The sequence below is a fragment of the Thalassobaculum salexigens DSM 19539 genome, from assembly GCF_000423805.1.
In the GTDB taxonomy this organism is placed as follows: domain Bacteria; phylum Pseudomonadota; class Alphaproteobacteria; order Thalassobaculales; family Thalassobaculaceae; genus Thalassobaculum; species Thalassobaculum litoreum.
Map to the genome: position 1 here is coordinate 276,087 of NZ_KE384094.1, position 20,580 is coordinate 296,666.

At 68.3% G+C, this 20,580-nt stretch carries 19 protein-coding genes; 9 read left to right on the forward strand and 10 right to left on the reverse strand.

Annotated features, from left to right (window positions below):
• Nucleotides 1-19: 19 nt before the first annotated feature.
• Both G578_RS0116495 and G578_RS0116500 read right to left on the reverse strand, forming a co-directional pair.
• Complete coding sequence (locus G578_RS0116495) at nt 20-2,332, reverse strand: molybdopterin guanine dinucleotide-containing S/N-oxide reductase (protein WP_028795185.1); 2,313 nt, start codon at nt 2,330-2,332, stop codon at nt 20-22.
• A gap of 26 nt (nt 2,333-2,358) precedes the next feature.
• Nucleotides 2,359-5,067, reverse strand: a complete 2,709-nt coding sequence (locus tag G578_RS0116500) for a 2-oxoglutarate dehydrogenase E1 component (RefSeq protein ID WP_028795186.1) — start codon at nt 5,065-5,067, stop codon at nt 2,359-2,361.
• A 127-nt stretch (nt 5,068-5,194) separates the two neighbouring features.
• On the opposite strand from G578_RS0116500, the gene G578_RS0116505 reads away from it, so the two are divergent.
• From G578_RS0116505 to G578_RS0116520, 4 genes are all read left to right on the forward strand, one after another.
• A complete protein-coding gene (locus G578_RS0116505) occupies nt 5,195-5,731 on the forward strand; it encodes a thiamine pyrophosphate-binding protein (RefSeq protein ID WP_028795187.1) in 537 nt (178 codons plus the stop codon).
• Complete coding sequence (locus G578_RS0116510; protein WP_028795188.1) at nt 5,728-6,324, forward strand: thiamine pyrophosphate-dependent enzyme; 597 nt, start codon at nt 5,728-5,730, stop codon at nt 6,322-6,324. Before G578_RS0116505 ends, G578_RS0116510 begins: the two co-directional genes overlap by 4 nt.
• A gap of 172 nt (nt 6,325-6,496) precedes the next feature.
• Nucleotides 6,497-7,093 (forward strand): protoglobin domain-containing protein, encoded by a 597-nt coding sequence (locus G578_RS0116515; RefSeq protein ID WP_169400873.1) that lies wholly within the window; start codon nt 6,497-6,499, stop codon nt 7,091-7,093.
• A gap of 92 nt (nt 7,094-7,185) precedes the next feature.
• Nucleotides 7,186-7,647, forward strand: coding sequence for a YybH family protein (locus G578_RS0116520; RefSeq protein ID WP_028795190.1), 462 nt, complete (start codon nt 7,186-7,188; stop codon nt 7,645-7,647).
• 10 nt (nt 7,648-7,657) lie between these two features.
• Here the strand turns inward: G578_RS0116520 and G578_RS0116525 are convergent, their stop codons facing one another.
• A complete protein-coding gene (locus tag G578_RS0116525) occupies nt 7,658-8,596 on the reverse strand; it encodes a VOC family protein (protein WP_028795191.1) in 939 nt (312 codons plus the stop codon).
• A 121-nt stretch (nt 8,597-8,717) separates the two neighbouring features.
• Between G578_RS0116525 and G578_RS29610 the strand changes: the two genes are divergently transcribed.
• Together G578_RS29610 and G578_RS0116535 are read left to right on the forward strand one after the other, a co-directional pair.
• Nucleotides 8,718-8,867, forward strand: a complete 150-nt coding sequence (locus tag G578_RS29610) for a hypothetical protein (protein WP_156907363.1) — start codon at nt 8,718-8,720, stop codon at nt 8,865-8,867.
• A gap of 262 nt (nt 8,868-9,129) precedes the next feature.
• Nucleotides 9,130-10,341: an MFS transporter gene (locus G578_RS0116535; RefSeq protein WP_028795192.1), complete on the forward strand. Its 1,212-nt coding sequence runs from the start codon at nt 9,130-9,132 to the stop codon at nt 10,339-10,341.
• Here G578_RS0116535 and G578_RS0116540 read toward each other — a convergent pair whose 3' ends face one another.
• Complete coding sequence (locus G578_RS0116540; protein ID WP_051244937.1) at nt 10,342-11,718, reverse strand: NAD(P)/FAD-dependent oxidoreductase; 1,377 nt, start codon at nt 11,716-11,718, stop codon at nt 10,342-10,344. It lies immediately after the preceding gene.
• Nucleotides 11,719-11,939: 221 nt separating this feature from the next.
• Here G578_RS0116540 and G578_RS26730 point away from each other — a divergent pair, with 221 nt between their 5' ends.
• Nucleotides 11,940-13,169 (forward strand): MFS transporter, encoded by a 1,230-nt coding sequence (locus tag G578_RS26730; protein ID WP_051244938.1) that lies wholly within the window; start codon nt 11,940-11,942, stop codon nt 13,167-13,169.
• Here G578_RS26730 and G578_RS0116550 read toward each other — a convergent pair.
• Nucleotides 13,163-14,125, reverse strand: coding sequence for a DUF3179 domain-containing protein (locus tag G578_RS0116550; RefSeq protein WP_028795194.1), 963 nt, complete (start codon nt 14,123-14,125; stop codon nt 13,163-13,165). The genes G578_RS26730 and G578_RS0116550 overlap by 7 nt on opposite strands.
• Before the next feature lie 80 nt (nt 14,126-14,205).
• Nucleotides 14,206-14,520, reverse strand: coding sequence for a hypothetical protein (locus G578_RS0116555; protein ID WP_093154019.1), 315 nt, complete (start codon nt 14,518-14,520; stop codon nt 14,206-14,208).
• A gap of 262 nt (nt 14,521-14,782) precedes the next feature.
• Between G578_RS0116555 and G578_RS0116560 the strand changes: the two genes are divergently transcribed.
• A complete protein-coding gene (locus tag G578_RS0116560; protein WP_028795196.1) occupies nt 14,783-15,208 on the forward strand; it encodes a hypothetical protein in 426 nt (141 codons plus the stop codon).
• 15 nt (nt 15,209-15,223) lie between these two features.
• Here the strand turns inward: G578_RS0116560 and G578_RS0116565 are convergent, their stop codons facing one another.
• The 4 genes from G578_RS0116565 to G578_RS0116580 form a co-directional block, all read right to left on the reverse strand.
• A complete protein-coding gene (locus G578_RS0116565; protein ID WP_051244939.1) occupies nt 15,224-15,697 on the reverse strand; it encodes a thermonuclease family protein in 474 nt (157 codons plus the stop codon).
• Nucleotides 15,698-15,818: 121 nt separating this feature from the next.
• Nucleotides 15,819-16,649 carry an aldo/keto reductase gene (locus G578_RS0116570; RefSeq protein ID WP_028795198.1) on the reverse strand — a complete coding sequence of 277 codons (831 nt, stop codon included), beginning with the start codon at nt 16,647-16,649 and terminating at the stop codon, nt 15,819-15,821.
• Nucleotides 16,650-16,651: 2 nt separating this feature from the next.
• Entirely contained in the window at nt 16,652-17,401 is a 750-nt protein-coding gene (locus G578_RS0116575; RefSeq protein ID WP_028795199.1) for an enoyl-CoA hydratase/isomerase family protein, read from the reverse strand.
• Nucleotides 17,398-18,465 carry an isocitrate/isopropylmalate dehydrogenase family protein gene (locus G578_RS0116580; protein ID WP_028795200.1) on the reverse strand — a complete coding sequence of 356 codons (1,068 nt, stop codon included), beginning with the start codon at nt 18,463-18,465 and terminating at the stop codon, nt 17,398-17,400. The genes G578_RS0116575 and G578_RS0116580 overlap by 4 nt, the downstream gene beginning before the upstream one ends.
• Before the next feature lie 197 nt (nt 18,466-18,662).
• On the opposite strand from G578_RS0116580, the gene G578_RS0116585 reads away from it, so the two are divergent.
• Nucleotides 18,663-20,573 carry a PhoX family protein gene (locus G578_RS0116585; RefSeq protein WP_051244940.1) on the forward strand — a complete coding sequence of 637 codons (1,911 nt, stop codon included), beginning with the start codon at nt 18,663-18,665 and terminating at the stop codon, nt 20,571-20,573.
• Nucleotides 20,574-20,580: the final 7 nt, after the last annotated feature.

Consider the following 20,580-nt stretch of genomic DNA (forward strand, 5'->3'; position numbering starts at 1 on the left):
ACGGGAAAGACGACGCCCTCTACCCCTCCACCTTCGGCTTCCGCATCACTGTCACGTCCGGCACCACGCCGTCGACCTTGGCTACCTCGACAAGCGTCGAGTGCGCCGTCGGGCCCTGGCCCAGCCGCGAGGTGCCCCGGTCGCGGGTCAGGACGTTCGGGTTGCCGTGGACCTCCAGGCCGCCCGGGGTCTCCGGGTCGTACCAGGCGCCGGTGGAGAGCTGGATCACGCCCGGCATCACCTGATCGCTGACGATCGCGCCGGCGAGGCAGGCGCCGCGGTCGTTCCAGACCCGCACGATGTCGCCCGACGAGATGCCCCGGGCCGCCGCGTCGTCGGGATGCAGGGTCATCGGCTCCCGTCCGGCCACCTTGGAGCCCTGGCTGACCTGACCGCAATCGAGCTGGCTGTGCAGCCGGGTGCGCGGCTGGTTCGACATCAGGTGCAGCGGGAACTCCTGCGCCCTCTCCGCCCCCAGCCACTCGTCCGGCGCGCGCCAGACCGGATGGCCCGGGCAGTCGTCATAGCCGAAGCCGTCGATGGTCTCCGAGAAGATCTCGATCTTGCCCGACGGGGTCTGCAGACGGTGCGCGTCCGGATCGGCGCGGAACTCCTCCAGCATCACCATCGGCTTCTCGGGATCGGGGAGTTCCACATGCTCCCGCTCCCAGAAGGTCTCGAAATCCGGCAGCTCGAACCCGGCCTCCGCCGCGCGCTGGCGCGACTGGTCCCAGAGATGGCGGATCCAGTCCATCTCGTCGCGGCCCTCGGTATAGCGCTCGGCGAAGCCGAGGCGATCGGCCAGCCCGGTGAAAATCTCGTAGTCCGGCCGGCTCTCGCCCACACGCGGAATCGCCTGCTTCATCGCCGAGGACAGCGGCTCCCAATGGGTGATGGACAGGTCGTTGCGTTCCAGCGCCGTGGTCGACGGGAAGACGATGTCAGCGTGCCGCGCCATGGAGGTCCAGAAGATCTCGTTGACGATGATCGTGTCCGGCTTCTGGAAGGCGCGGACGAGCTGGTTGATGTCCTGGTGATGGTGGAACGGGTTGCCGCCGGCCCAGTAGACCAGCTTGATGTCGGCATAGGACCGCCGCTCGCCGTTGTAGTCGTATTCCGCGCCGGGGTTCAGCAGCATGTCGGAGATGCGGGCGACCGGGATGAAGTCGCCGACGTTGTTGATGCCCTGGGGCACCGACGGCCAGTGGAACTGCTTCACCGGGTTGCCGATGCCGTTCTCCGAGCTGTAGCCGAGGCCGAAGCCGCCGCCCGGCAGGCCGATCTGGCCGAGCATGGCGGCCAGCACGACGGTCATCCAGATCGGCTGCTCGCCGTATTCGGCGCGCTGCATCGACCAGGTCGAATTGATCATGGTGCGCTTCGACGCCATGCGGCGCGCAAGGTCGCGGATGGTGTCGGCGTCGACGCCGCTGATCTTGGCGGCCCAGTCGGCGGTCTTCGGCTGGCCGTCGGTCTCGCCGCGCAGATAGGCCTCGAACGGTGCGAAGCCGGTGGTGTAGCGCTCCAGGAACGCCTTGTCGTGCAGCCCCTCGCTCAGCAGCGTATGGGCGAGCGCCAGCATGATCGACATGTCCGAGCCCGGCCGCGGGGCGATCCACTCGCCGCCCAGATCCGGCGGCAGGTCGGAACGGATCGGGCTCAGATAGACCAGCTCGCAGCCGGCATCGGCGCAGTCGCGCAGGCCGTGATAGCAGGTGTGCCGGCCGACGCCGCCGGAGGTGACCTGGGCGTTCTTCACCGGCATGCCGCCGAACATGACCAGCAGTTCGCAATGCTCGGCCAGGACCGGCCAGGTGGTGTGGGTGTTCAGCACGTCGCGGAACGGGCCGACCACATACGGGGCGATCGCCTCGGCCGCCGCGTAGGAATAGGTGCCCCGGTGGGAGACATAGCCGCCGAGTTGGTTGAAGAACCGGTGGATATGCGAGTTGGCATGGTGGAAGCGCCCGGCACTCGCCCAGCCGTAGGAGCCGGCATACATCGCGCCGTTGCCGTGCTCGTCCTTGACCCGCTGCAGTTCCTGGGCGGCCATGTCCAGCGCCTCGTCCCAGGGTACGGCGACGAACGGCTCGTTGCCGCGGCCGGTGCGGTCGCTGTTGTGGCGCTTCTCCAGCCAGCCCTTGCGGACATGCGGGCGGGCGACACGGGTCTCGTGGGTCACCGCGTCCACGATGCCCGGGCCGATGATCGCCGGGGCCGGATCCTTCTCGTAGTCGTGCACCGCGAGCAGCCTGTCGCCCTCGACCTCGGCGTAATAGGTGCCCCAATGGGTGGCGGTCGGAATCAGGGTACGCTTGATCGCGGTGCTCATGTCTTTCGTCCTCTCCCGTCGGCCGATCAGGCCAGCGCGGCCTCGATGACCGCCGCCTGCTCCGCCTTGTGCCACACGCCCCAGCCCACGGCCGGCGACGGTGCGGCATCGCGTCCGACATAGGTGGCACGAGCCCCGGACTCGCGCAAGCCACCGAGAATGCGGGCGAGATGCGGATCCAGGTGGCGCCAGGCACCCATATTCTCCGGCTCCTCCTGGGCCCAGACCACCTCGGCCTTGGGGTGCTTCTTCAGGATCTCGGCAATCGCCGTCTCCGGCACCGGGTACAGCTCCTCGATCCGCACCAGGGCGATGTCGTCGATCCCGCGCTCCCGCCGGGCGGCGGCGAGATCGAAATAGGTCTTGCCGGAGGTCAGAACGACCTTACGGGCGTCACACTCCACCCCGGCGTCGTCGATCACCGGGCGGAAACGGGTGCCGGCCCCCATCTCGCTCAGCTTGGACTGGGCCTCGGCATGGCGCAGGCCGGACTTGGAGGTCAGCAGCACCAGTGGCCGGCGCCAGGGCGCCAGGAGCTGCCGGCGCAGGGCGTGGAACAGGTTGGCCGGCGACCCGCAGGCGACGACCGAGATGTTGTTGCGCGCCGCCATCTGCAGAAAACGCTCTGGCCGGGCCGAGGAATGCTCCGGTCCGCCGCCCTCGAGCCCGTGCGGCAGCATCAGCACCAGGCCGGACTGGCGCAGCCACTTGTCGTCGCCCGCCACCAGGAACTGGTCGATCACCGCCTGGGCACCGTTGGCGAAGTCGCCGAACTGCGCCTCCCAGCAGACCAGCGCGTCGGGATCGGTGATCGAGATCCCGTACTCGAAGGCCATGCAGGCCTCCTCGGTCAGCGGACTGTCGGCGAAGGTCAGGTGATGCGGGCTGGTGGCGAGCTCGGCGAGCGGGGTGTGCTCCGCGCCGGTCTTCTGATCGAACACCACGGCATGGCGCTGGGAGAAGGTACCGCGCCGGCTGTCCTGGCCGGTCAGGCGCACCGCCTTGCCGTCCTCCAGCAGGGAGGCGAAGGCCAGCGCCTCGGCCGTGCCGAAATTGATCCCGTCGTCCAGGGTGTCGAGCCGCTCGCCCCATTGCCGGGCGATCTTGGCGTTCAGCGCGAAGCCCTCGGGCACGGCGACACTGGCCTCGGCGAGACGGCGCAGGCGGGCGGCGCCGACGCCGGTCACCGGCACCGCGCCCTCGCCCACCGTCGACAGGCTCGACCAGCGACCCTGCAGCCGGTCGGCCGCGTTCGGCTTGTAGCTCTTCGCCCGGTCGAAGGCGTCGTCCAGGGTCGACCAGTGGCTCTCGACCATCGCCTGTGCGTCGGTCTCCGACACGACACCGGCGGCGGCACAGGCCTCGGCATAGCGCTGGGGGATGCCTGGGGTCTCGGCGATGCGGGTGTAGCGCACCGGCTCGGTGAACATCGGCTCCTCGAGCTCGTTGTGTCCCCGGCGGCGGAAGCCGACGATGTCGACCAGGATGTCCTTGCCGAATTTCCGGCGGTATTCGAGCGCGATCCGCCCGGCCCGGGCACACGCGTCCACATCTTCCGACGACACATGGATCACCGGGGCGCCGATCGCCTTGGCCACGTCGCTGGGATGGCGCGAGGAGCGGCCATGCTCCGGCTTCACCGTGAAGGCGAGCTGGTTGTTCACCAGCACATGCACCGAACCGCCGACGCCATAGGCCGGCAGGCCGGCGAGCTGCAGCATCTCGGCGATCACGCCCTGGCCGGAGAAGGCGCCGTCCGTGTGGATCAGCAGCGGCAGCACGCGCGCGGTCGGATCCGCTTCACCATCGCGGCGGCGCAGGTCCAGAGTCGCCCGGGTCTTGCCCAGGGTGACGGCGGACACGATCTCCACATGGCTCGGGTTGGACGGCATGGTCAGGCGGATGCGCCGCTCGGTGCCCTCCGCGTCGGTGAAGCTGCGCTCGCCCGTGAAGCCCAGGTGATAGGGCACGTCGGACGAGGCTTCCGTGCCTTCCGGGACCTGCGGCGTGCCCAGTAGTTCGGAGAAGGCGGCGGTCAGCGGCTTGCCGACCAGCCGGGTGATCAGGGTCAGGCGACCGCGGTGCATCGGCGCGATCACCGCCTTGTCCATGCCCGCGCGGGCGGCGTCGCCGACGATCGCCTCCAGCAGCACGATCAGCGACTCAAGCCCTTCCAGGCCGAACCGCTTGTTGGTCGGCAGGCGCTTGTTCATGAAGGTTTCCATCGCGTCCGCCGCCAGCAGCGCGTCGAGACGGCCGCGCCGCTCGTCGGCCGCCGGATCGGCGTACAGGCCGCCTTCCACCGCCTCGATCAGCCAGTCGCGGGCCGCGCGGTCCTCCACATGCATCACCTCGGCGGTGAACCGCCCGCCCCAGGCGGCGCGCAGCCGTGCCTCCAGGTCTCGAGGCGTGGTGCCGGCCACCGGCATGTCGAGATCTCCGTCGTCCAGGCCATGCGCCGACGGCGACAGGTCCGGATGCCCCGGCGCCTGATTCAGATCCAGTGGATCGAGGGACGAGGCCAGATGCCCGTACAGGCGCCACGCCGTCGTCAGCCGCTCGCAGGCGACCGCCAGCCGCCCGTCGCCGGCGGCTTCGGACCGGACGCCGTCGCTCCGGTCGGCATAGGGCGCGAACATGGCCCACAGAGACGGATCAACCGAGAGCGGGTCCTTCAGGAAACGGGCGTAGAGGTCGTCGAGATAGCCGGCGCCGGCTGTGGGAAGGGTATTCATGGGGGGTCCGAAATGGTCGGTCGCGGGAGTTTTTCAGATTGTATGCAGCTGCATGCCACCATCTTTACAGACCTGCCTCGAGCCGCCTAGCCTTCGGATTCCCTTAGCAAAACGGATCCGACAGCTCATGGATGAACATTGGAGCGTGGCGGCCCACCGTCACTTGAAAGCCGCGGGCGTTCGCCAGATCGGCTATGTGCCGGACGGCGGTCTGCGCCTGCTGATCGAACGCTGTCTTGGTGACAACGAGATCGAGACCGTCATGTGCGCGACCGAGGAGGAAGCCGTCGGCCTGTCCGCCGGGGCCTGGCTCGGCGGGCAGAAATCGGCGGTGTTCATGCAGTCCAGCGGTGTGGGCAACACCATCAACGCGATCGCCTCGCTGATCTCCTCTGCCAACTTTCCGTTCTTCGCCATCGTGACGATGCGCGGGCAGTGGGGTGAGGGGAATCCGTGGCAGGTCCCGATGGGTCAGGCGGTGGTCCCGACCCTGGAAGCGGTCGGGGTGAAGACCTTCCTCGCCGAGAGCCCGGACGCGGTCGACATGATGATCGAGTCAGGCCTGCGCATGGCCTATTCCACCGACACGCCGGTCGCGGTTCTGGTCGGCCAGAAGGTGATCGGCTCCAAGATCTGGACAGCCGGAAAGGCGGTGAACCAATGAGCGCAATCTCCCTGCACCGGCGCGACGTGCTCGGCGCCGCCATGGCCGAGCGCGGCGACACCCTGTTCGTCTCCGGCCTCGGCTCGACCACCTGGGATCTGGCCTCCTTCGGCGACCGGCCGGAGAACTTCTATCTCTGGGGCGCGATGGGCAACGCCACGATGATCGGCCTCGGCATCGCCCTGGCCCAGCCCGAGCGCCGCGTGGTCGTCATCACCGGCGACGGCGAGATGCTGATGGGCATGACCAGCTTCTCCACCATCGGCGCCAAGCGGCCCTCGAACCTGGCGATCTGCGTCATCGACAACGAGACCTATACCGAAACCGGCCGGCAGCCGACGGCGACGGGCCTTGGCACCGACCTGTCAGCCGTCGCGGCCGCCTGCGGCTTCGCCAAGACGGCAATGATCCGCACCGAGGCGGACGCGAAGGGGTTGGCCCAGCTGCTGTTCCGCGACGCCGGACCGGTCTGTGCGGTGGTGAAGGTCGTGGACGAGGACCTGCCGATGACGGTCCCGCCGCGCGACGGTGGATACCTGAAGACCAGGTTCCGCATCGGACTGCTCGGCGAGGAGGTCGCGACACGCCCGTGACGTCGGCCGGCATCCCGTATAATATGGTGCCAGAACGGACAGATTTTAAACCTAAAGGGGCCACCTGACCGCAACCTGACGGGTCAGCCGCCTGAAGTCAGAGCCGGAAAGCAGCGCGCTTTCCGGCCGCGACCCGAGCGACATGAACGACAGCAGATTCCCGGTAGCCCGAATGCCTTCACCCTCCGACATGGACCGCAGCGGCAGCCCGCCCAGACGCCGCCCGTTCGACACCGGCCTTCATCAGTTGGTCACCGACCGGATCTTCGAGAATGTCCAGTCCAGGCTGCGGCTGGAGGCGATCGACGATTACACCCGGGAGCGCCTGAAGATTTTCCAGCCGAAGATCGCCGACGAGATGTCCGCGATCCTCTCGGACTTCTACCGGCACATGATGCAGTTCCCGCAGACCCGGAAATACCTGCAGAACAGCGACATCAACGCACTGAAATCCCGCCAGATCCAGCATTGGGAGCGCCTGTTCTCCGCCGAGTTCGACCGGCCCTACATCGCCTCGGCCGCCCGGATCGGCCTCGTGCACCATGCGATCGGCCTGCCGCTGCACCTGTACCTGTCGGGCTACAACCGGGTGCTCTGCGACCTGACGACCCTGGCTATCCGGCACCATTCGGGCTCGCTGTCCGCGTCGGATACGGTCAATGCCATCATCAAGGTGGTCTCCCTGGACATGGACATCGCCATCTCTTGTTATTTCCTCGCCGAGATCCTGCGCCTCAAGCCGGAGGAGCAGAACCTGGGGCTGGTCTGACGCCGCCGGCCGGGCTATCGACCGGGAACTGGAATTCTCCCCGCCCCGCGCCAAGCCGAGGTAGGACGGGACCGAACGAAGGACACCGAGCCATGGCCTTCACCTGGAACACGCCCGAAGAAGACCGCGCGGCGATCGAGCGGTGGTTCGCGACCTGGAGCGGCCAGGTCGCCGAGGTGGATTTCGCTCCGGCCCTGGAGCTGTTCGAAGAGAACATCGCGAGCTTCGGAACCCACATGGACGTTGTCGAGGGTCTTCAGGCGCTGGCCGACAACCAGTGGCGCAACGTGTGGCCGACGATCGAGGATTTCCGCTGGAACCTGGAGACGCTGAAGGTCGGCGTCTCTCCCGACCGGCTGTTCGCCATCGGCATCATCACCTTCTCCTCGACCGGCATCGCCGAGGACGGAAGCCGCTTCGACCGGCCGGGCCGCGGCACCGTCGCCTTCGCGCGCACGGCCGTGGGCGACGTCTGGAGCGGGGTGCACACCCACATCTCCCTCACGCCCGGCACGCCGCAGAAAAGCCACGGCGCCAGGCCGCCAAAAAGCTGAACGGCGGCCCTTAGCCGTTCCAGGGCAGCGCCGCTTCGCTCTCCGCCACCAGCCAGCACCCGCCGAGCGAGCCCGGGAGAACCAGCGACATCACGCCCGGCCATGCGGTGTCCTTCGGTGCGAAGCCGCGCCCTTCCAGGAAGCTCCGCGTCGCCGCCAGATCGTCGGACAGCAGGGCATAGCCGGCCACGCCCGGCGCCGGCGGGACCGTGGCGCCCGGCAGCAGCTCGGCGGCACGCTGAGGGGTCGCCAGTAGAATGCCGCCGCGGGCCAGCGGGTAGCGGATCAGCCCGTCGTCCAGCCGCTGCGGCGCGACCTCGGTAAAGCGGGCATAGCGGTCCTCCGCCTCGCCCAGATCCTTCGGCACGATGATCACGTCGCGCAGGGCCACGATGCCGTTCTCGTGGCGCATCCAGAACTCCTGCCACACCAGCTCCTCGGTGTGGTGGCTCAGCACCTGTACCCGGCCCTCGGGCATGTCCTCTTCGGGGTTCTTGATCACCGTGAAGGCCGCCTCGCCCGAGCCGGTCTCCCCGCCATCCTCGGTGAGCAGCGGCACCGGGCGCTTAAGCGGCGTCGGCTCCTGCGGATGGAAGCCGGCCGCGGCCTGCCGCTCGCGTCGCGCCATCGCGTCCGGATCGGCCATCGCGACAATGTGAACGCCGGTATAGCGGTCGAGCTGACGCTGGGTGCGCGCGCCGGTCGGGGTCGATCCGTCGGTGACGGTCAGGACCTCCAGATACCCCTCGCGCAGCATCACGCAGCGGTTCGCCGTACCCATCGGCTTGCGCTGGCCGGCCTCGTCGGTGAAGGCGTGCAGCACGTAGGGGGTCTGCTTGAAGCCGAGCCTCGTCAGCTCCTGATGCGCCGCCTCCATGTCCGGAACGAAGTGGCCGAGATGGTCGAGAAACGTCTCGCCGGTCGTCGGAAGCTGTCGCCATGCCGCCATGTTTATGCCCTTTTTCGGGAGTGAGGTTTAACTGATCTATAGACTGGGACATGATAAGGAAGATGAGCGGAGTGACCAGACGGTGTCTTCGAACCGCCACTCCGCCCGATTGGAGGATGCCATGAAAGACCGTATCCGCCGCTGCCACTGCCGCGCTGCGCTGACCGCCAGAGCCGCTCATGCGCACTTCACCGACACCGTCGTTGTAGGCACCATGATGGCGGCTGCCATCGCTGCGACCGCGTGGCTGATGACCAGCCTCGCCATGTGATCCGCAGGCGGTCTGAGCGGGCGTGATCGGGGCTCCGTGCCTCGGTTCCCGCCGGACCGACCCCTCGGAACCACACCGACGCGGCGGCCGCGACAGCCGCACCGTCCGCTTCCAGTCATCCGACAAGACACCGTCCCGCGCCGCCCCCGGGTGCGCCGGGTGCCGAGTACCCGTCAGCCCGCCGGATAGACCCGCAAGCCGCGGATAGCTGTCCTCCCCACCGCCGACTACGGATCGCCGAGACAACCTCGGAGATCGGACCATGTCGCTCGTCACCCGCCTACAGATCGCCGGATGCGGCATGCATCTGGCCGACCAGATCGCCCTGGTCGGCGTTCCCCTGACCGCCGCCCTCGCCTTCGATGCCTCGCCCGAAATCATCGGGATTCTTGTCGCCTGCCAGTCCCTGGCGCATCTGCTGGGCTCGATCCCGGCCGGCCTGATCGTCGACCGCGGTGCCCCGCACAGGGTGGCGCGCGCGGCGGTCCTGATCTCCCTGTTCGGCTTCGGCGGGACGGCGGCGAGCGTCGTTTCCGGCACCCTGATCGGGTTCGGCGCCTGCGTGACCGCCGCCGGGTTCGGGATCGTGCTGTTCGTCCTGACCGTCCTGTCGATGATGCCACGCAGCGTGCCGCCGACCGGCCTCGCCCAGGCCAACGCCCGCATCGAGATGCCCCGGGCGGCGGCCTCCTTCGCCGTCCCTCTCGTCCTCGGCGCGGTGATCTCGGTGGCAACCGTCGACTGGGTTTTCCCGGCCGCCATCGCCGGAGGGGTCGTCGCCCTGGCGGCCGTCGCCGGCCTGCCGCGATACGAGGCCGGCCCACCGAGTGCGGGAAGCCCACTGCGCAAGGTCGTGGAGGGCGGCGCCTTCGTGCGGTCCAACGACCTGCTGATGGCGATCGCCGGCTGCGCACTGTTCTGGAACTTCGCGTTCTCCGCCCTTCTGGTGACCATGGTGCCGCTGATCACCGACGTGTTCCGGATGGAGGCCGGCGTCTTCGGCATCGCCATGGCCGCCTTCGGCCTCGCCGCGTTCGCCGGATCGAGCCTGGCGGCGCGCTATGCCGGACGCATCCGGCCGAGCCTCATCCTGCTGTTCGGGCCCGGCAGCTCGGTGCCGGCCGTCCTGCTGCTCCTGTCGGTGTCGCCCGGCGGCTCGCCGCTGCCGATCTATGCCGGTTTCTTCCTGCTGGGGTTCGGCCCGTCCATGTGGATGATCGCCCAGAACTCCGTGCGTCAGCTCGTCAGTCCGCGCGCCGTGTTGGGCCGGGTCAACGCGGTGATCCAGACCACGATCTACGGCGCACGACCGCTCGGCGCCCTTTGCGGCGGGTTTCTGATCTCGGCCACCTCGCCCGAGACCGCGGTGGCCTTCGTCGCCCTCGCCTACGGCCTGTCCTTCGCCGGGGCCGCCTTCAGCAGGTTGCGGTCGATCCGCAGCTATGGCGACCTCGCCACCGCGGAGGCGGGCTGATCATCTGGCCCGCTTCAGTTCCTGACGGTCGATGCGGCGGTTCCAGGGCAGCCAGACCGAGAAGGCCATGGAGGCGAGCCCGGGGAAAGCCACGGGGTCCGCCTTGGTGATCGGGACCGGCAGGCCCTGGTTCGACCCGCCGGCCAGCCACAGGGCGATCCGGCGGCCGAGGGCCGTGGTCATGGCCATGCCCCGGCCGTTGCAGGCGATCGCCGACCAGGCCTGGGCGTCCTCGCGCTCGCCCAGGGTCATCAGGCGCGGCATGAAGTCCCGCGCCGCGGCCAGCCGGCCCTGCCAGGCATAGGCGCACTCCATTGGCGGCAGTTGCGGCAGCATCTCGCTCAGCCGCGCCAGGTGATAGCTCTTCGCCCGCTCGGCCGAGCCGAAGGGCGAGGCGAGCAACCCGCCGGTCACGATCCGGTTGTCCCAGGTCCAGCGATAGGCGACCAGTTCCTTGCGGGTATCGGCGGAGGCCCTGTCGTTCGGCAGCACGCTGTCGCGCAGGGCCGGATCCAGCGGCTGGGTCGCCATCTGGAACAGGGTGATCGGGAACTGGGTCGCCTCGGCCCGGGGTGCCAGACCGTCGCCGGTGGCGTTGGTCGTCAGCAACAGGCGCCGGGCGATCACCGCGCCGCCGTCGGTCGACACCCGCCAGCGGTCGCCCTGGCGCTCGATCCCGCGGGCGCGGGACCCGGTGAACAGCGTCGCCCCCGCCTTCACCGCCGCCCCGGCCAGCCCGCGGCAATAGGCCAGCGGGTTCAGATGGCCGCCCGAGGTGTCGAGAAAGGCGCCGTGATAGACGGTGCTGCCGGTCTCGTGGACCGCCTCGTCCCGCGACAGCGCCTGCACCGGGCGGCCCAGCTTCTGCCACTGCGCGACCCGGTCCTCCAGCCACGCCCGCTTCTCCGGCGTGTGGATCGGCTGGATCCAGCCGCTCTGCCGGGCCTCGCAGTCGATGCCGTGGCGCCGGATCAGGTCGAAGACGAGTTCGCCGCCCTGGCCGATCATCTCGCAGACCTGCAGGCCGTAGTCGGGGCCCAGGGCCTTGCTCATGACCGTGGGATCGAGACCGGTCAGCAGGTTCGGCACCACGAAGCCGGTGTTGCGGCCCGAGGCGCCGAAGCCCGGCTCGTCCGCCTCCAGCACCGTAACCTCGACACCGGCCTCGGCCAGATGCAGGGCGGTGGAGAAGCCCAGATAGCCGCCGCCGACGACCGCCACATCGGTCTCCACCTCCCCCGCCAGAGGTCCGGTCTCGGGCCCGGCCGGCGCCGTGGCATGCCAGAACGAGGACTGAAACGACACCGAGGGATGCGGGGCCGCCGCAAGCCGCTCGAACAGGGTGGGGCTGTAGCCCTCATGCGCGATCTTCGTCATGGCCCCGATGCTAGATCGGGACGCGGCGCTGCGGAATGCCCTATCGGTCGGCATCCGCGCGCCGATCGAACGATCCCTGCCCCTCCGGCATTTTCGCCCCCTCTGGCATTTTCGCCCCCTCTGGCATTTTCGCCCCCTCTGGCATTTTCGCCCACTCTGGCATTTTCGCCTTTGCAGGAATTGCACTACCCCTGCGCCGGATGTCCCTGTCTAGTGCCGGCATGACCCAGACCGCCGACCCTCAATCGGAAAACAAGCCAAGCCTGCGCGATCTGCTGGTGGTGGTGTTCTTCACCACCATGGTGATGACGCTGGCCAGCATGGCCGTGCTATGGATCCCGGCGATCGCCCCGGCGGTGGCCGCCGATCTGGACGTGTCGCCGTCCCTGGTCGGCTACCAGTTCACCCTGGCCTATATGGGCGCAATGACGACCAGCCTGCTGGTCGGCGGCTTCGTCCAGCGCTTCGGCGCGTGGCGCACGAGCCAGAGCAGCCTCGGCATGCTGGCGATCGGCCACCTGATCCTCATGAGCGGACATCTGGAACTGATGGTCCTCGGCTCGCTCGCCACCGGCTTCGGCTATGGGATGATGAACCCGCCGGCGTTGGATCTGCTCAACCGGGTGGTGACGCCGTCGAACCGCAATCTGGTGTTCTCGGTGCGGTTCACCGGCGTGCCGATCGGCGGCGTGCTCGCCAGCCTGGTGGCGCCGTCGCTGACCCTGGCCTTCGGCTGGCGGGCCACCATGCTGGTGGTCGGCGCGCTGGGCCTGTTGCTGTTCGTCGCCATGCAGCCGCTGCGCGCCAGGTTCGACGCCAACCGGCAGCCGGACGCGGCGGTCGTGCGCGACCCGTTCTCTGGCCTGCGGTTGGTGCTGCGGTCGCGGGCGCTCCGCTTCTTCGCCTTCACGGGCCTGTGCTTCGCCGCCGTGCAACTCTCGCTGATGTCCTTCACCGTGACCTTGCTGGTGGACGAGGTCGGCTGGACGCTGGTCACGGCCGGCGTCGCCTTGTCCTGCGTCCAGGTGGCCGGGGTGATCGGCCGCGTGAGCTGGGGCGTGATCGCCGACCGGCTGCGCTCGAGCACCGCCGTCCTCATCCTGATCGGCAGCGCCATGACGGTCGCCAGCCTGACCGCCTCGCAGATCGAGGCGGATTGGCCGCAGTTCGTGGTCTTCGGGTTCTTCTTCGTCTTCGGCATCGTGGCGGTCGGCTGGAACGGCGTGTTCGCGAGCGAGGCGGCCCGGATCAGCCCGCCGGGCAACATCGGACACACCACCGGCGGCGTGCTGTTCGTCACCTTCTCCGGCGTGCTGTTCGGACCGGTGGTGTTCTCCATGCTGTATCAGGTGACGGGCAGCTATTCGGCGACGTTCCTCGCATCGGCGGCACTCGCGGCCCTGGGCGTGGTGTTCCTCGGGATCTCGCGCCGCGCCGCCCGCGCTCAGTAAACGATCTTGCCGTCCGGCCGGAAGGCGTGGAACACGAAGGCGAAGGTGATCTCGTGGGCCACGTCGGTGCCGTCGCGGGTCACCACCACATTGCCGATATCCCGGCCCTCGGCGATCTTGCGGGTGTCCAGGGCGGAGTTCTGCCCCGGTTCCCAAGTGATCATCAGATCGCCGTCGCTCCACCAGCCCTTCTTGCGCAGCATCGCCAGGCTCCAGGCCATGTCGCCGATCACCACGACCCGCGCCATCGGCGCCAGCCCCTCCGGCATGGAGCCGTCATAGAGGAAGGGCACCGGCATGCTGTCATATCCCTTGTAGGGATTGATGCCGTAGGGCCGGGCCTTAGGGTTGTTCGGGATCAGGACCTGTCCGTCGGGGTGGCGTTCGGCGAACCGCTCGGCGCTCTCCATCCGCGCCGGGACCGAGCGCAGCCGCTGACCGGTCATGTCGCCGACAATCCCCTCGCCGGTGTACTGCTGCCACCAACTCTCGGTCTCGCGGTCGTACATGATCAGCCCGGAGTTCCGGATGTTGCCGGTGGTGCCGAACTCGAGCGGCCGGCCCTCGACCCGCCGGTCGAAGACGATAGCGGCGTTACACAGCGGACAGTAGGTGACCGCCACCGGTATGCCGCCGACCATGTCGTTGACGATCTCGTGCCAGATCAGAATCCGCAGGGGATAGGCGCGGGCGTCGCCGGAGATCGCGACGGAGACCACCGGCTCGGTCGGCGCAACCCCGGCGAACCCGCCAGTCACATCGGCGAAGAGCGGATCGTCGATCGAGGGAATGCCGTCGCGGACCGGACCGCCGGAGCTGATCTCGTCCAGCGGCACCGAATGGACCGAGAAATCCGTATCCGGCCACGCCTGCTCCCAGGCGTTGCCCGCCTCGACGGCGGAAGAGACCAGCAGGAACGCGGCGATCAGCACAGGCAGGACACGAACATCAGGCATGGCTGAACAATGAGGCAACCCGGGCCTTCAACGGAAATCACGAACCGGAGAATACATCCAGATGGCCATTGCCGGCTGGTTCAGCCCGTGCCGAGCTTGGATGACCGGGACCGGATATTGGACAGGCGGGGATCGGGCGGCAGCTCGCCGATCGGATCATCGATATCGCCGAACTGGCGGAACAACTCGGCCGATTCGATCGCGGTGTTCTGGACCTTGCGGGTCTCGCGCGGGTTCAGCATGCCGAAGGCCTTGCCGGCGTGGCGGCGGTCGATCTCGGCAAGCGTATTCGCGGCCTTCACAACGGCCGCATGCACAAACCCCGTCCCGACGGTACGGTCAACCGCATCCGCCAGAATTTCCAAAGCCTTGCGCTCGGACTCGGTTTTTGCCATGAGCCACTCACACGCGTCCACAATGGACGCCATCATCACCAACCGTTAGCCAGATTCAATGATTCGACCGAGTCGCGCAAGTGAATTTGATTTTATTGATATCTGATTCAGCGTTAACGGGCCGCGTGTATTTCAGATCGGAAAGCGGCTGCTTGTCCATTTCACGCGCCGGGAGTCGGAGACCTGGCGGCCCGCGCGTGCAATTGCCGTGATGTCCGCTCTCCGGTAGCGTTGGGCGTCGATGCCCTGCAGGAGTGCGGCGATGAAAGTTCTGATTCCCCTCGTTGTCTTCGCCGGCCTGATCGCGCTCGCCGTCCGCATGACCCTGCGTCAGCTCCGTCTGGAACAACTCTCCGCATCGGGCGCCGCGCCTGCCGGCCCGAGCATCGTCGCCGCGGCCGACACGGCCGGGAAATTCCACCGGATCTCCGACGGGCTGGAGGAGATGCGCCGAGACTGGCATCCGGTCCGCTTCCCCTCCGGCTGGGAATCCCGCTGCGGCGGATTTCCCGAGGAGAAGGCCTACAGCGATTCAAACATGATCCTGCGCCGCGACTGGTGCACGGCACACTGCGAGGCGGCCTGGCGGGTCGAGGTGGTGCGCGGCGCGGCGCCGATCTTCTGGTTCCAGTCCGCGCGCGACGCCGGCGCCTTCGTCGACGCCTGGTTTCCGTTCAAGTGCTCGTGAGGCGGCAGGCGGCGGCTACTGGTTCTGCTTCCGCCACTCGGCGGGATGCTCGAACTTGAGACCCCAGATCCCCAGCTTCTCGCGCTTCGCCATGTTCTCCAGGGGGGCATAGTCCGGCCGTTCCTCCGGCAGGGCGACCGCCCACCCCGTGCGCACCATGCGGGTGTTCAGGTTCATGTCGCCGGCATAGCAGGTGCCGACCATCCGACCCTCCTCGTCGGCGCCCTCCTTGACGCAGACCACGTCGTTGCGGCCGACCAACTCGCGCAGGGCATCCATCGCCTGAATGCCGCACTGATAGGGCCGCCCGAACTCGTTCTCGCAGTACTGGTCCATCTCCGGCGCGTCGATCCCGGACAGGCGGACATCGTCGCGACCGACCGACAGGGTATCGCCCGAGGTCACCGTCGGCCGACCCTTGATCTGCTGTGCCTGAACGTCGGAGGTCCCACCCACCAACCCCATGGCCAGCCCGAGGCCGGCCATCATCAAGGTTCTCCGCATATTTCCCACTTTCGAGTTCTTCGAACGGTCGCTAAGGCGGGCGCAGTCTACATGAGATCGCGGTTCTGTCCGATACCCGGATTGATCGTCGGGATTAGTACCGGGATCACAGGATCTCCAGGTGCTTTTTGGCCTTTGGCGGCGGGAACGCCGCGTCCAGGGCGGCGATATCCTCGTCGTCCAGCGCGACCTCAAGTGCGGCCAAATTCGCCCGCACATGCTCCTGGCGTGCCGCCTTGGGAATGGCGATCACGCCGTCGCGCCGCAGCACCCAGGCCAGCGCGATGGTGAGATCGGACACCCCATGCTTGTCGGCGATCGGCCGCAGCGCCTTGTGGCCACCCAGCCGACCCTGCTCCAGCGGCGAATAGGCCATGACCGGCATGCCCTTGCGATCGCACCAGGGCAGCAGGTCGAACTCGGGGCCCCGGCGGGTCAGGTTGTAGAGGATCTGGTTCGTCGCGCAGTTGCCCCGTCCGGCGTCCTGGACGTCCTCCATCTCGCCGGTATCGAAATTGCTGACGCCCCAATGACGGATCTTGCCGTCCCGTTGCAACTGCTCGAAAGCGCCGAAGGTCTCTTCCAGCGGCGAGGATCCCGGCCAGTGCAGCAGATACAGATCGATGGTCTCGATCCCCATGCGCCGCAGGCTGGCCTCGCAGGCCTCGACCGTGCCGGTATGATCGGCGTTGTAGGGCAGGACCTTGGAGACGATGAACAACCCGTCGCGCCGGCCGGCGATGGCGTCGCCCACCACCTCCTCCGAGCCGCCGGACGCGTACATCTCTGCCGTGTCGATCAGGGTCATCCCGAGGTCGATGCCGAGCCGCAGGGCATCCGCCTCGGCCGAGCGGTCGGAGCCGCGCTCTCCCATATGCCAGGTCCCCAGACCCAGCGCCGGGACGCTCTCGCCCCCGGGCAATGTCACCGTCTTCATGATTACCTCCCCCGTGTGTCGCGGGCGCGGCGCACCTCCTCCTGGTAGCGCATCACCCGATCCTTCAGGCCAGGCCGTGAGGCCGAGGCGACCAGCGCCGCCATGTCCCGCGCCCGACCGTCTTCCAGTGTCAGCCCCGAGACCGTCGCCAGAATACCGCTCTCCAGCCGCGTCGCCATCGCCGTGGACCGTTCGATCTCGCCGGCCACCGCGTCTTCGTCGACCACAGCGTCGATCAGGCCGAGCGCCAGAGCCTCGTCCTGGTCGAGACGGCGGCCGCCGGCGACGATCTCCAGCGCCTTGTCCTGTCCGACCCGGCCGGCCAGCCGACGGGTGCCCAGCGCGATGCCGAAACCGGCCCCCGGAAAGGCGAAGCGCCCGCTGCCGACCACGATACGCCGGCGGCAGGCGGCGACCAGGTCGGCCCCAGCCCCCATCGCCGCACCGCGGACCAGCGCCAGGGTCGGCACCGGCGCATGATAGACCGCCTGCAGCAGGGTCTCGATCCGCACCAGCCGCAGCAGCAGATCGCCGTCGCTGAGCGCCTCCAGATCGCTGAGGTCGAAGCCGGCGCAGAAATGCCTTCCCTCGCCCTGCAGAACGATCAGCCGGACCCCATCGCCGGGTGCGGTCTCCACGGCCGGCAGCAGGGCCTCCACGATATCCGGGCCCAGGGCGTTGCTGCGGTCCGCCCGGTTCAGGGACAGGCGCAGGACCCCACCGTCCCGGGCGACAAGAACCGGCTCGCTCACCCCGCCGCTCCCAGCGCGTCGGCAATCGCCTTGCCGGCTTCCGTGGTGGAGGCGGTGCCGCCGAGATCGACCGTGCGCCCGGCCGGGGTGGCGAGCGCGGTATCGACCGCCTCCTCCAGCGCCATGGCGGCGCGCAGGGCGGTGTCGTCGCCGGAATTGCGGGCGATCCAGCCGATCAGCATGGCGGTCGACAGCACCAGGGAGGTCGGGTTGGCGATCCCCTTACCGGCGATGTCCGGCGCCGTGCCGTGGGCGGCCTGGGCGATGGCGTATTTGTCACCGGCATTCAGCGAGCCGGCCACGCCGAGGCCGCCGGCGAGCTCGGAGGCCTGGTTCGACAGGATGTCGCCGAACATGTTGGTGGTGCAGATCACGTCGAACCGCTCGGGCTCGCGCACCAGCAGCGAGGCCATGGCATCGACCAGCACCTCCTCCACCTCCAGCCCGCTCTCGTCATGCGCCGCCGCGATCACCGCGTTGCGGAACAGGCCGTCGGACAGCTTCAGCACGTTCGACTTGGTCACGATGGTCAGCTTCTTGCGCCGGCCCGCCGCCAGCGCCGCCGCCGTGCGGCCGATCCGCTCCGATCCCTGGCGGGTGATCTTGCGCACGGCCAGGGCCAGGTCGGGGGTCGGCATGAACTCGCCGGAGCCGATATGCATGGTGCGGTCGGCATAGAAGCCTTCGGTATTCTCCCGCGCGATCACCAGGTCCATCGACTTGGCCAGGGACGGCACTCCGACGCGGGTGCGCGACGGCCGGATATTGGCATAAAGGTCGAGACGCTTGCGGAACTCGGCCGACGGGTTCAGCCCGCCCTCGGCCGGCGGCGGATAGGAGGCGGTATCGACCGGTCCGAGGATGACCCCGTCCACCGCGGTCGAGCGGGCGAAGGTGTCGTCGCTGACGGTGATGCCGTCCTGCTTGAGCCCCTGCAGCCCGACCCGCCCGGTCTCGATCTCAAGGCCGAGACGGAAGACCGATTCCAGCCGGTCGAGCACGCTGGCGACAACGTCCGAGATCTCCGGACCGATCCCGTCTCCGGGCAAAAGCAGCAGCTTCATTGTGTCTCCCCAGGGCCGACGGAGCGCGTCCGCCGAATTCCTTTTCTTGTAAGAGCCCCGCAACGAAAGCGTCACGGGCCACCGGTATCCAGAACGGCATAAAGACGCGCGGACAGACGCGTCTCGCTTCGACACCGCCCCGACCATTCCGGTCCCGCGGCAGGCCGCGCCGTTTCCGGCCTTAGGGAGACATACCCATGGATCGCACGCAAGATACCGTTCGCGCCACGTCCACCGAGAAACTGAGCTTCGACGACTGGGACGAGCTTCGCTCGCCGCGGCCGGCCGTCACCGATTTCGACACCGTCGTCGACCGTGCGATGTCGCGCCGCGGCTTCCTCGGCGGCATCGCCATGCTGGGGGGTGCCGCCTTCCTGATGGGCACCTCCGCCCTCACCCCGGCCCGGGCCGCCTCCCGGCTGGCGTTCGACGCCGTCGCCGCGAACAGCCTGGACACCATCACCGTCCCGAACGGCTACCGCTGGCAGGTCCTCACGACCTGGGGCGACCCGCTGTGGTCGGACGCGGCCGATTTCGATCCGCAGACCCGCGGCACCGGGGCCAGCCAGGAGCGGGCCTTCGGCGACAACAATGACGGCATGGCGCTGTTCACGGACGGTGCGCGCAGCATCCTGGCGGTGAACAACGAATACACCAACCTGGTGCACACCTTCGGCAACCGTCCCGACGGCAAGCCGGTCGACGCCGACGACGTCCGCAAGGGCAAGGCGGCGCACGGCGTGTCCGTCATGGAGGTCGCCGAGGCCGACGGCGGCTGGAGCGTCGTGAAGGACAGCCCCTTCAATCGCCGCATCACCGCCGACACGCCGATGGAGATCACCGGTCCGGCCCGTGGCCACGACCTGCTCAAGACCGAGGCGGACCCGACCGGCACCGCCTCGCTGGGAACCTGGAACAACTGCGGCAACGGCCGCACGCCGTGGGGCACCTATCTGACCTGCGAGGAGAACTTCAACGGCTACTTCTCCTCCTCCGACGCCGACTACAAGCCGAGCGAGGCGCTATCCCGCTACGGGGTGTCCAACAAGGACTGGGGCTACGCCTGGGCCATGGCGGACGAGCGGTTCGACATCTCCAGGCACCCGAACGAGCCGAACCGCGCCGGATACATCGTCGAGATCGACCCGTTCGATCCGGCCTCCACGCCGAAGAAGCGCACCGCGCTGGGCCGCTTCAAGCACGAGAACGCCGAGCTGGTCATCGACCGTTCCGGCCACGCGGTCGTCTATATGGGCGACGATGAGCGCGGCGAGTTCCTCTACAAGTTCGTCTCCGGGGGCACCTACACGCTCGGCGGCGACAATTCCGGCCTGCTGGAATCCGGCTCCCTCTTCGTCGCCAAATTCAACGAAGACGGCACCGGCGAGTGGCTGGCGCTGACGCCGCAGACCACCGGCATGGCCTCCCAGGCGGAGATCTGCGTCCACACCCGCCAGGCCGCCTCGGCGGTCGGGGCGACCACGATGGACCGGCCGGAATGGGTCTCGGCCAATCCGACGAAGGCCGAGGTCTACTGCTGCCTGACCAACAACAAGAACCGCGGCGTGAAGCCGAATGCCGGCGGCGACGCGACCCCGACCAACGGGCCGAACCCGCGCGAGAAGAACAACTACGGCCAGATCGTGCGCTGGATGCCCGAGAACGGCAATCACACGGCCGCCGGTTTCACCTGGAACCTGTTCGTGCTGGCCGGCAACCCGACCGTCCACAAGGACGCCTATGCCGGCTCGGCGAACGTGACCGCCGACAACATGTTCAACTCGCCCGACGGCCTCGCCTTCGACAGCACCGGCCTGCTCTGGATTCAGACCGACGGAAGCTACGACAACGAGGGCGATTTCGCCGGCATGGGCAACAACCAGATGCTGATCGGCGATCCGGAGACCGGAGAGATCCGGCGCTTCCTGGTCGGCCCGAAGGAATGCGAGATCACCGGCGTCACCTGGAGCGCCGACCGCCGCACGGTCTTCGTCGGCGTCCAGCACCCGGGCGAGGACGGCAACAGCAGCTTCCCCGGCGACGAGGGCTCCGTGCCGCGCTCCTGCGTGGTCGCGATCAAGCGCGAGGACGGCGGCCTGATCGGGTGACGGTCGA

Coding starts and splice junctions, on each gene's coding strand:
- G578_RS0116495 (WP_028795185.1), bottom strand. CDS start 2,332: ATGAGCACCGCGATCAAGCGTACCCTGATTCCGACCGCCACCCATTGG.
- G578_RS0116500 (WP_028795186.1), bottom strand. CDS start 5,067: ATGAATACCCTTCCCACAGCCGGCGCCGGCTATCTCGACGACCTCTAC.
- G578_RS0116505 (WP_028795187.1), top strand. CDS start 5,195: ATGGATGAACATTGGAGCGTGGCGGCCCACCGTCACTTGAAAGCCGCG.
- G578_RS0116510 (WP_028795188.1), top strand. CDS start 5,728: ATGAGCGCAATCTCCCTGCACCGGCGCGACGTGCTCGGCGCCGCCATG.
- G578_RS0116515 (WP_169400873.1), top strand. CDS start 6,497: ATGCCTTCACCCTCCGACATGGACCGCAGCGGCAGCCCGCCCAGACGC.
- G578_RS0116520 (WP_028795190.1), top strand. CDS start 7,186: ATGGCCTTCACCTGGAACACGCCCGAAGAAGACCGCGCGGCGATCGAG.
- G578_RS0116525 (WP_028795191.1), bottom strand. CDS start 8,596: ATGGCGGCATGGCGACAGCTTCCGACGACCGGCGAGACGTTTCTCGAC.
- G578_RS29610 (WP_156907363.1), top strand. CDS start 8,718: ATGAAAGACCGTATCCGCCGCTGCCACTGCCGCGCTGCGCTGACCGCC.
- G578_RS0116535 (WP_028795192.1), top strand. CDS start 9,130: ATGTCGCTCGTCACCCGCCTACAGATCGCCGGATGCGGCATGCATCTG.
- G578_RS0116540 (WP_051244937.1), bottom strand. CDS start 11,718: ATGACGAAGATCGCGCATGAGGGCTACAGCCCCACCCTGTTCGAGCGG.
- G578_RS26730 (WP_051244938.1), top strand. CDS start 11,940: ATGACCCAGACCGCCGACCCTCAATCGGAAAACAAGCCAAGCCTGCGC.
- G578_RS0116550 (WP_028795194.1), bottom strand. CDS start 14,125: ATGCCTGATGTTCGTGTCCTGCCTGTGCTGATCGCCGCGTTCCTGCTG.
- G578_RS0116555 (WP_093154019.1), bottom strand. CDS start 14,520: ATGGCAAAAACCGAGTCCGAGCGCAAGGCTTTGGAAATTCTGGCGGAT.
- G578_RS0116560 (WP_028795196.1), top strand. CDS start 14,783: ATGAAAGTTCTGATTCCCCTCGTTGTCTTCGCCGGCCTGATCGCGCTC.
- G578_RS0116565 (WP_051244939.1), bottom strand. CDS start 15,697: ATGATGGCCGGCCTCGGGCTGGCCATGGGGTTGGTGGGTGGGACCTCC.
- G578_RS0116570 (WP_028795198.1), bottom strand. CDS start 16,649: ATGAAGACGGTGACATTGCCCGGGGGCGAGAGCGTCCCGGCGCTGGGT.
- G578_RS0116580 (WP_028795200.1), bottom strand. CDS start 18,465: ATGAAGCTGCTGCTTTTGCCCGGAGACGGGATCGGTCCGGAGATCTCG.
- G578_RS0116585 (WP_051244940.1), top strand. CDS start 18,663: ATGGATCGCACGCAAGATACCGTTCGCGCCACGTCCACCGAGAAACTG.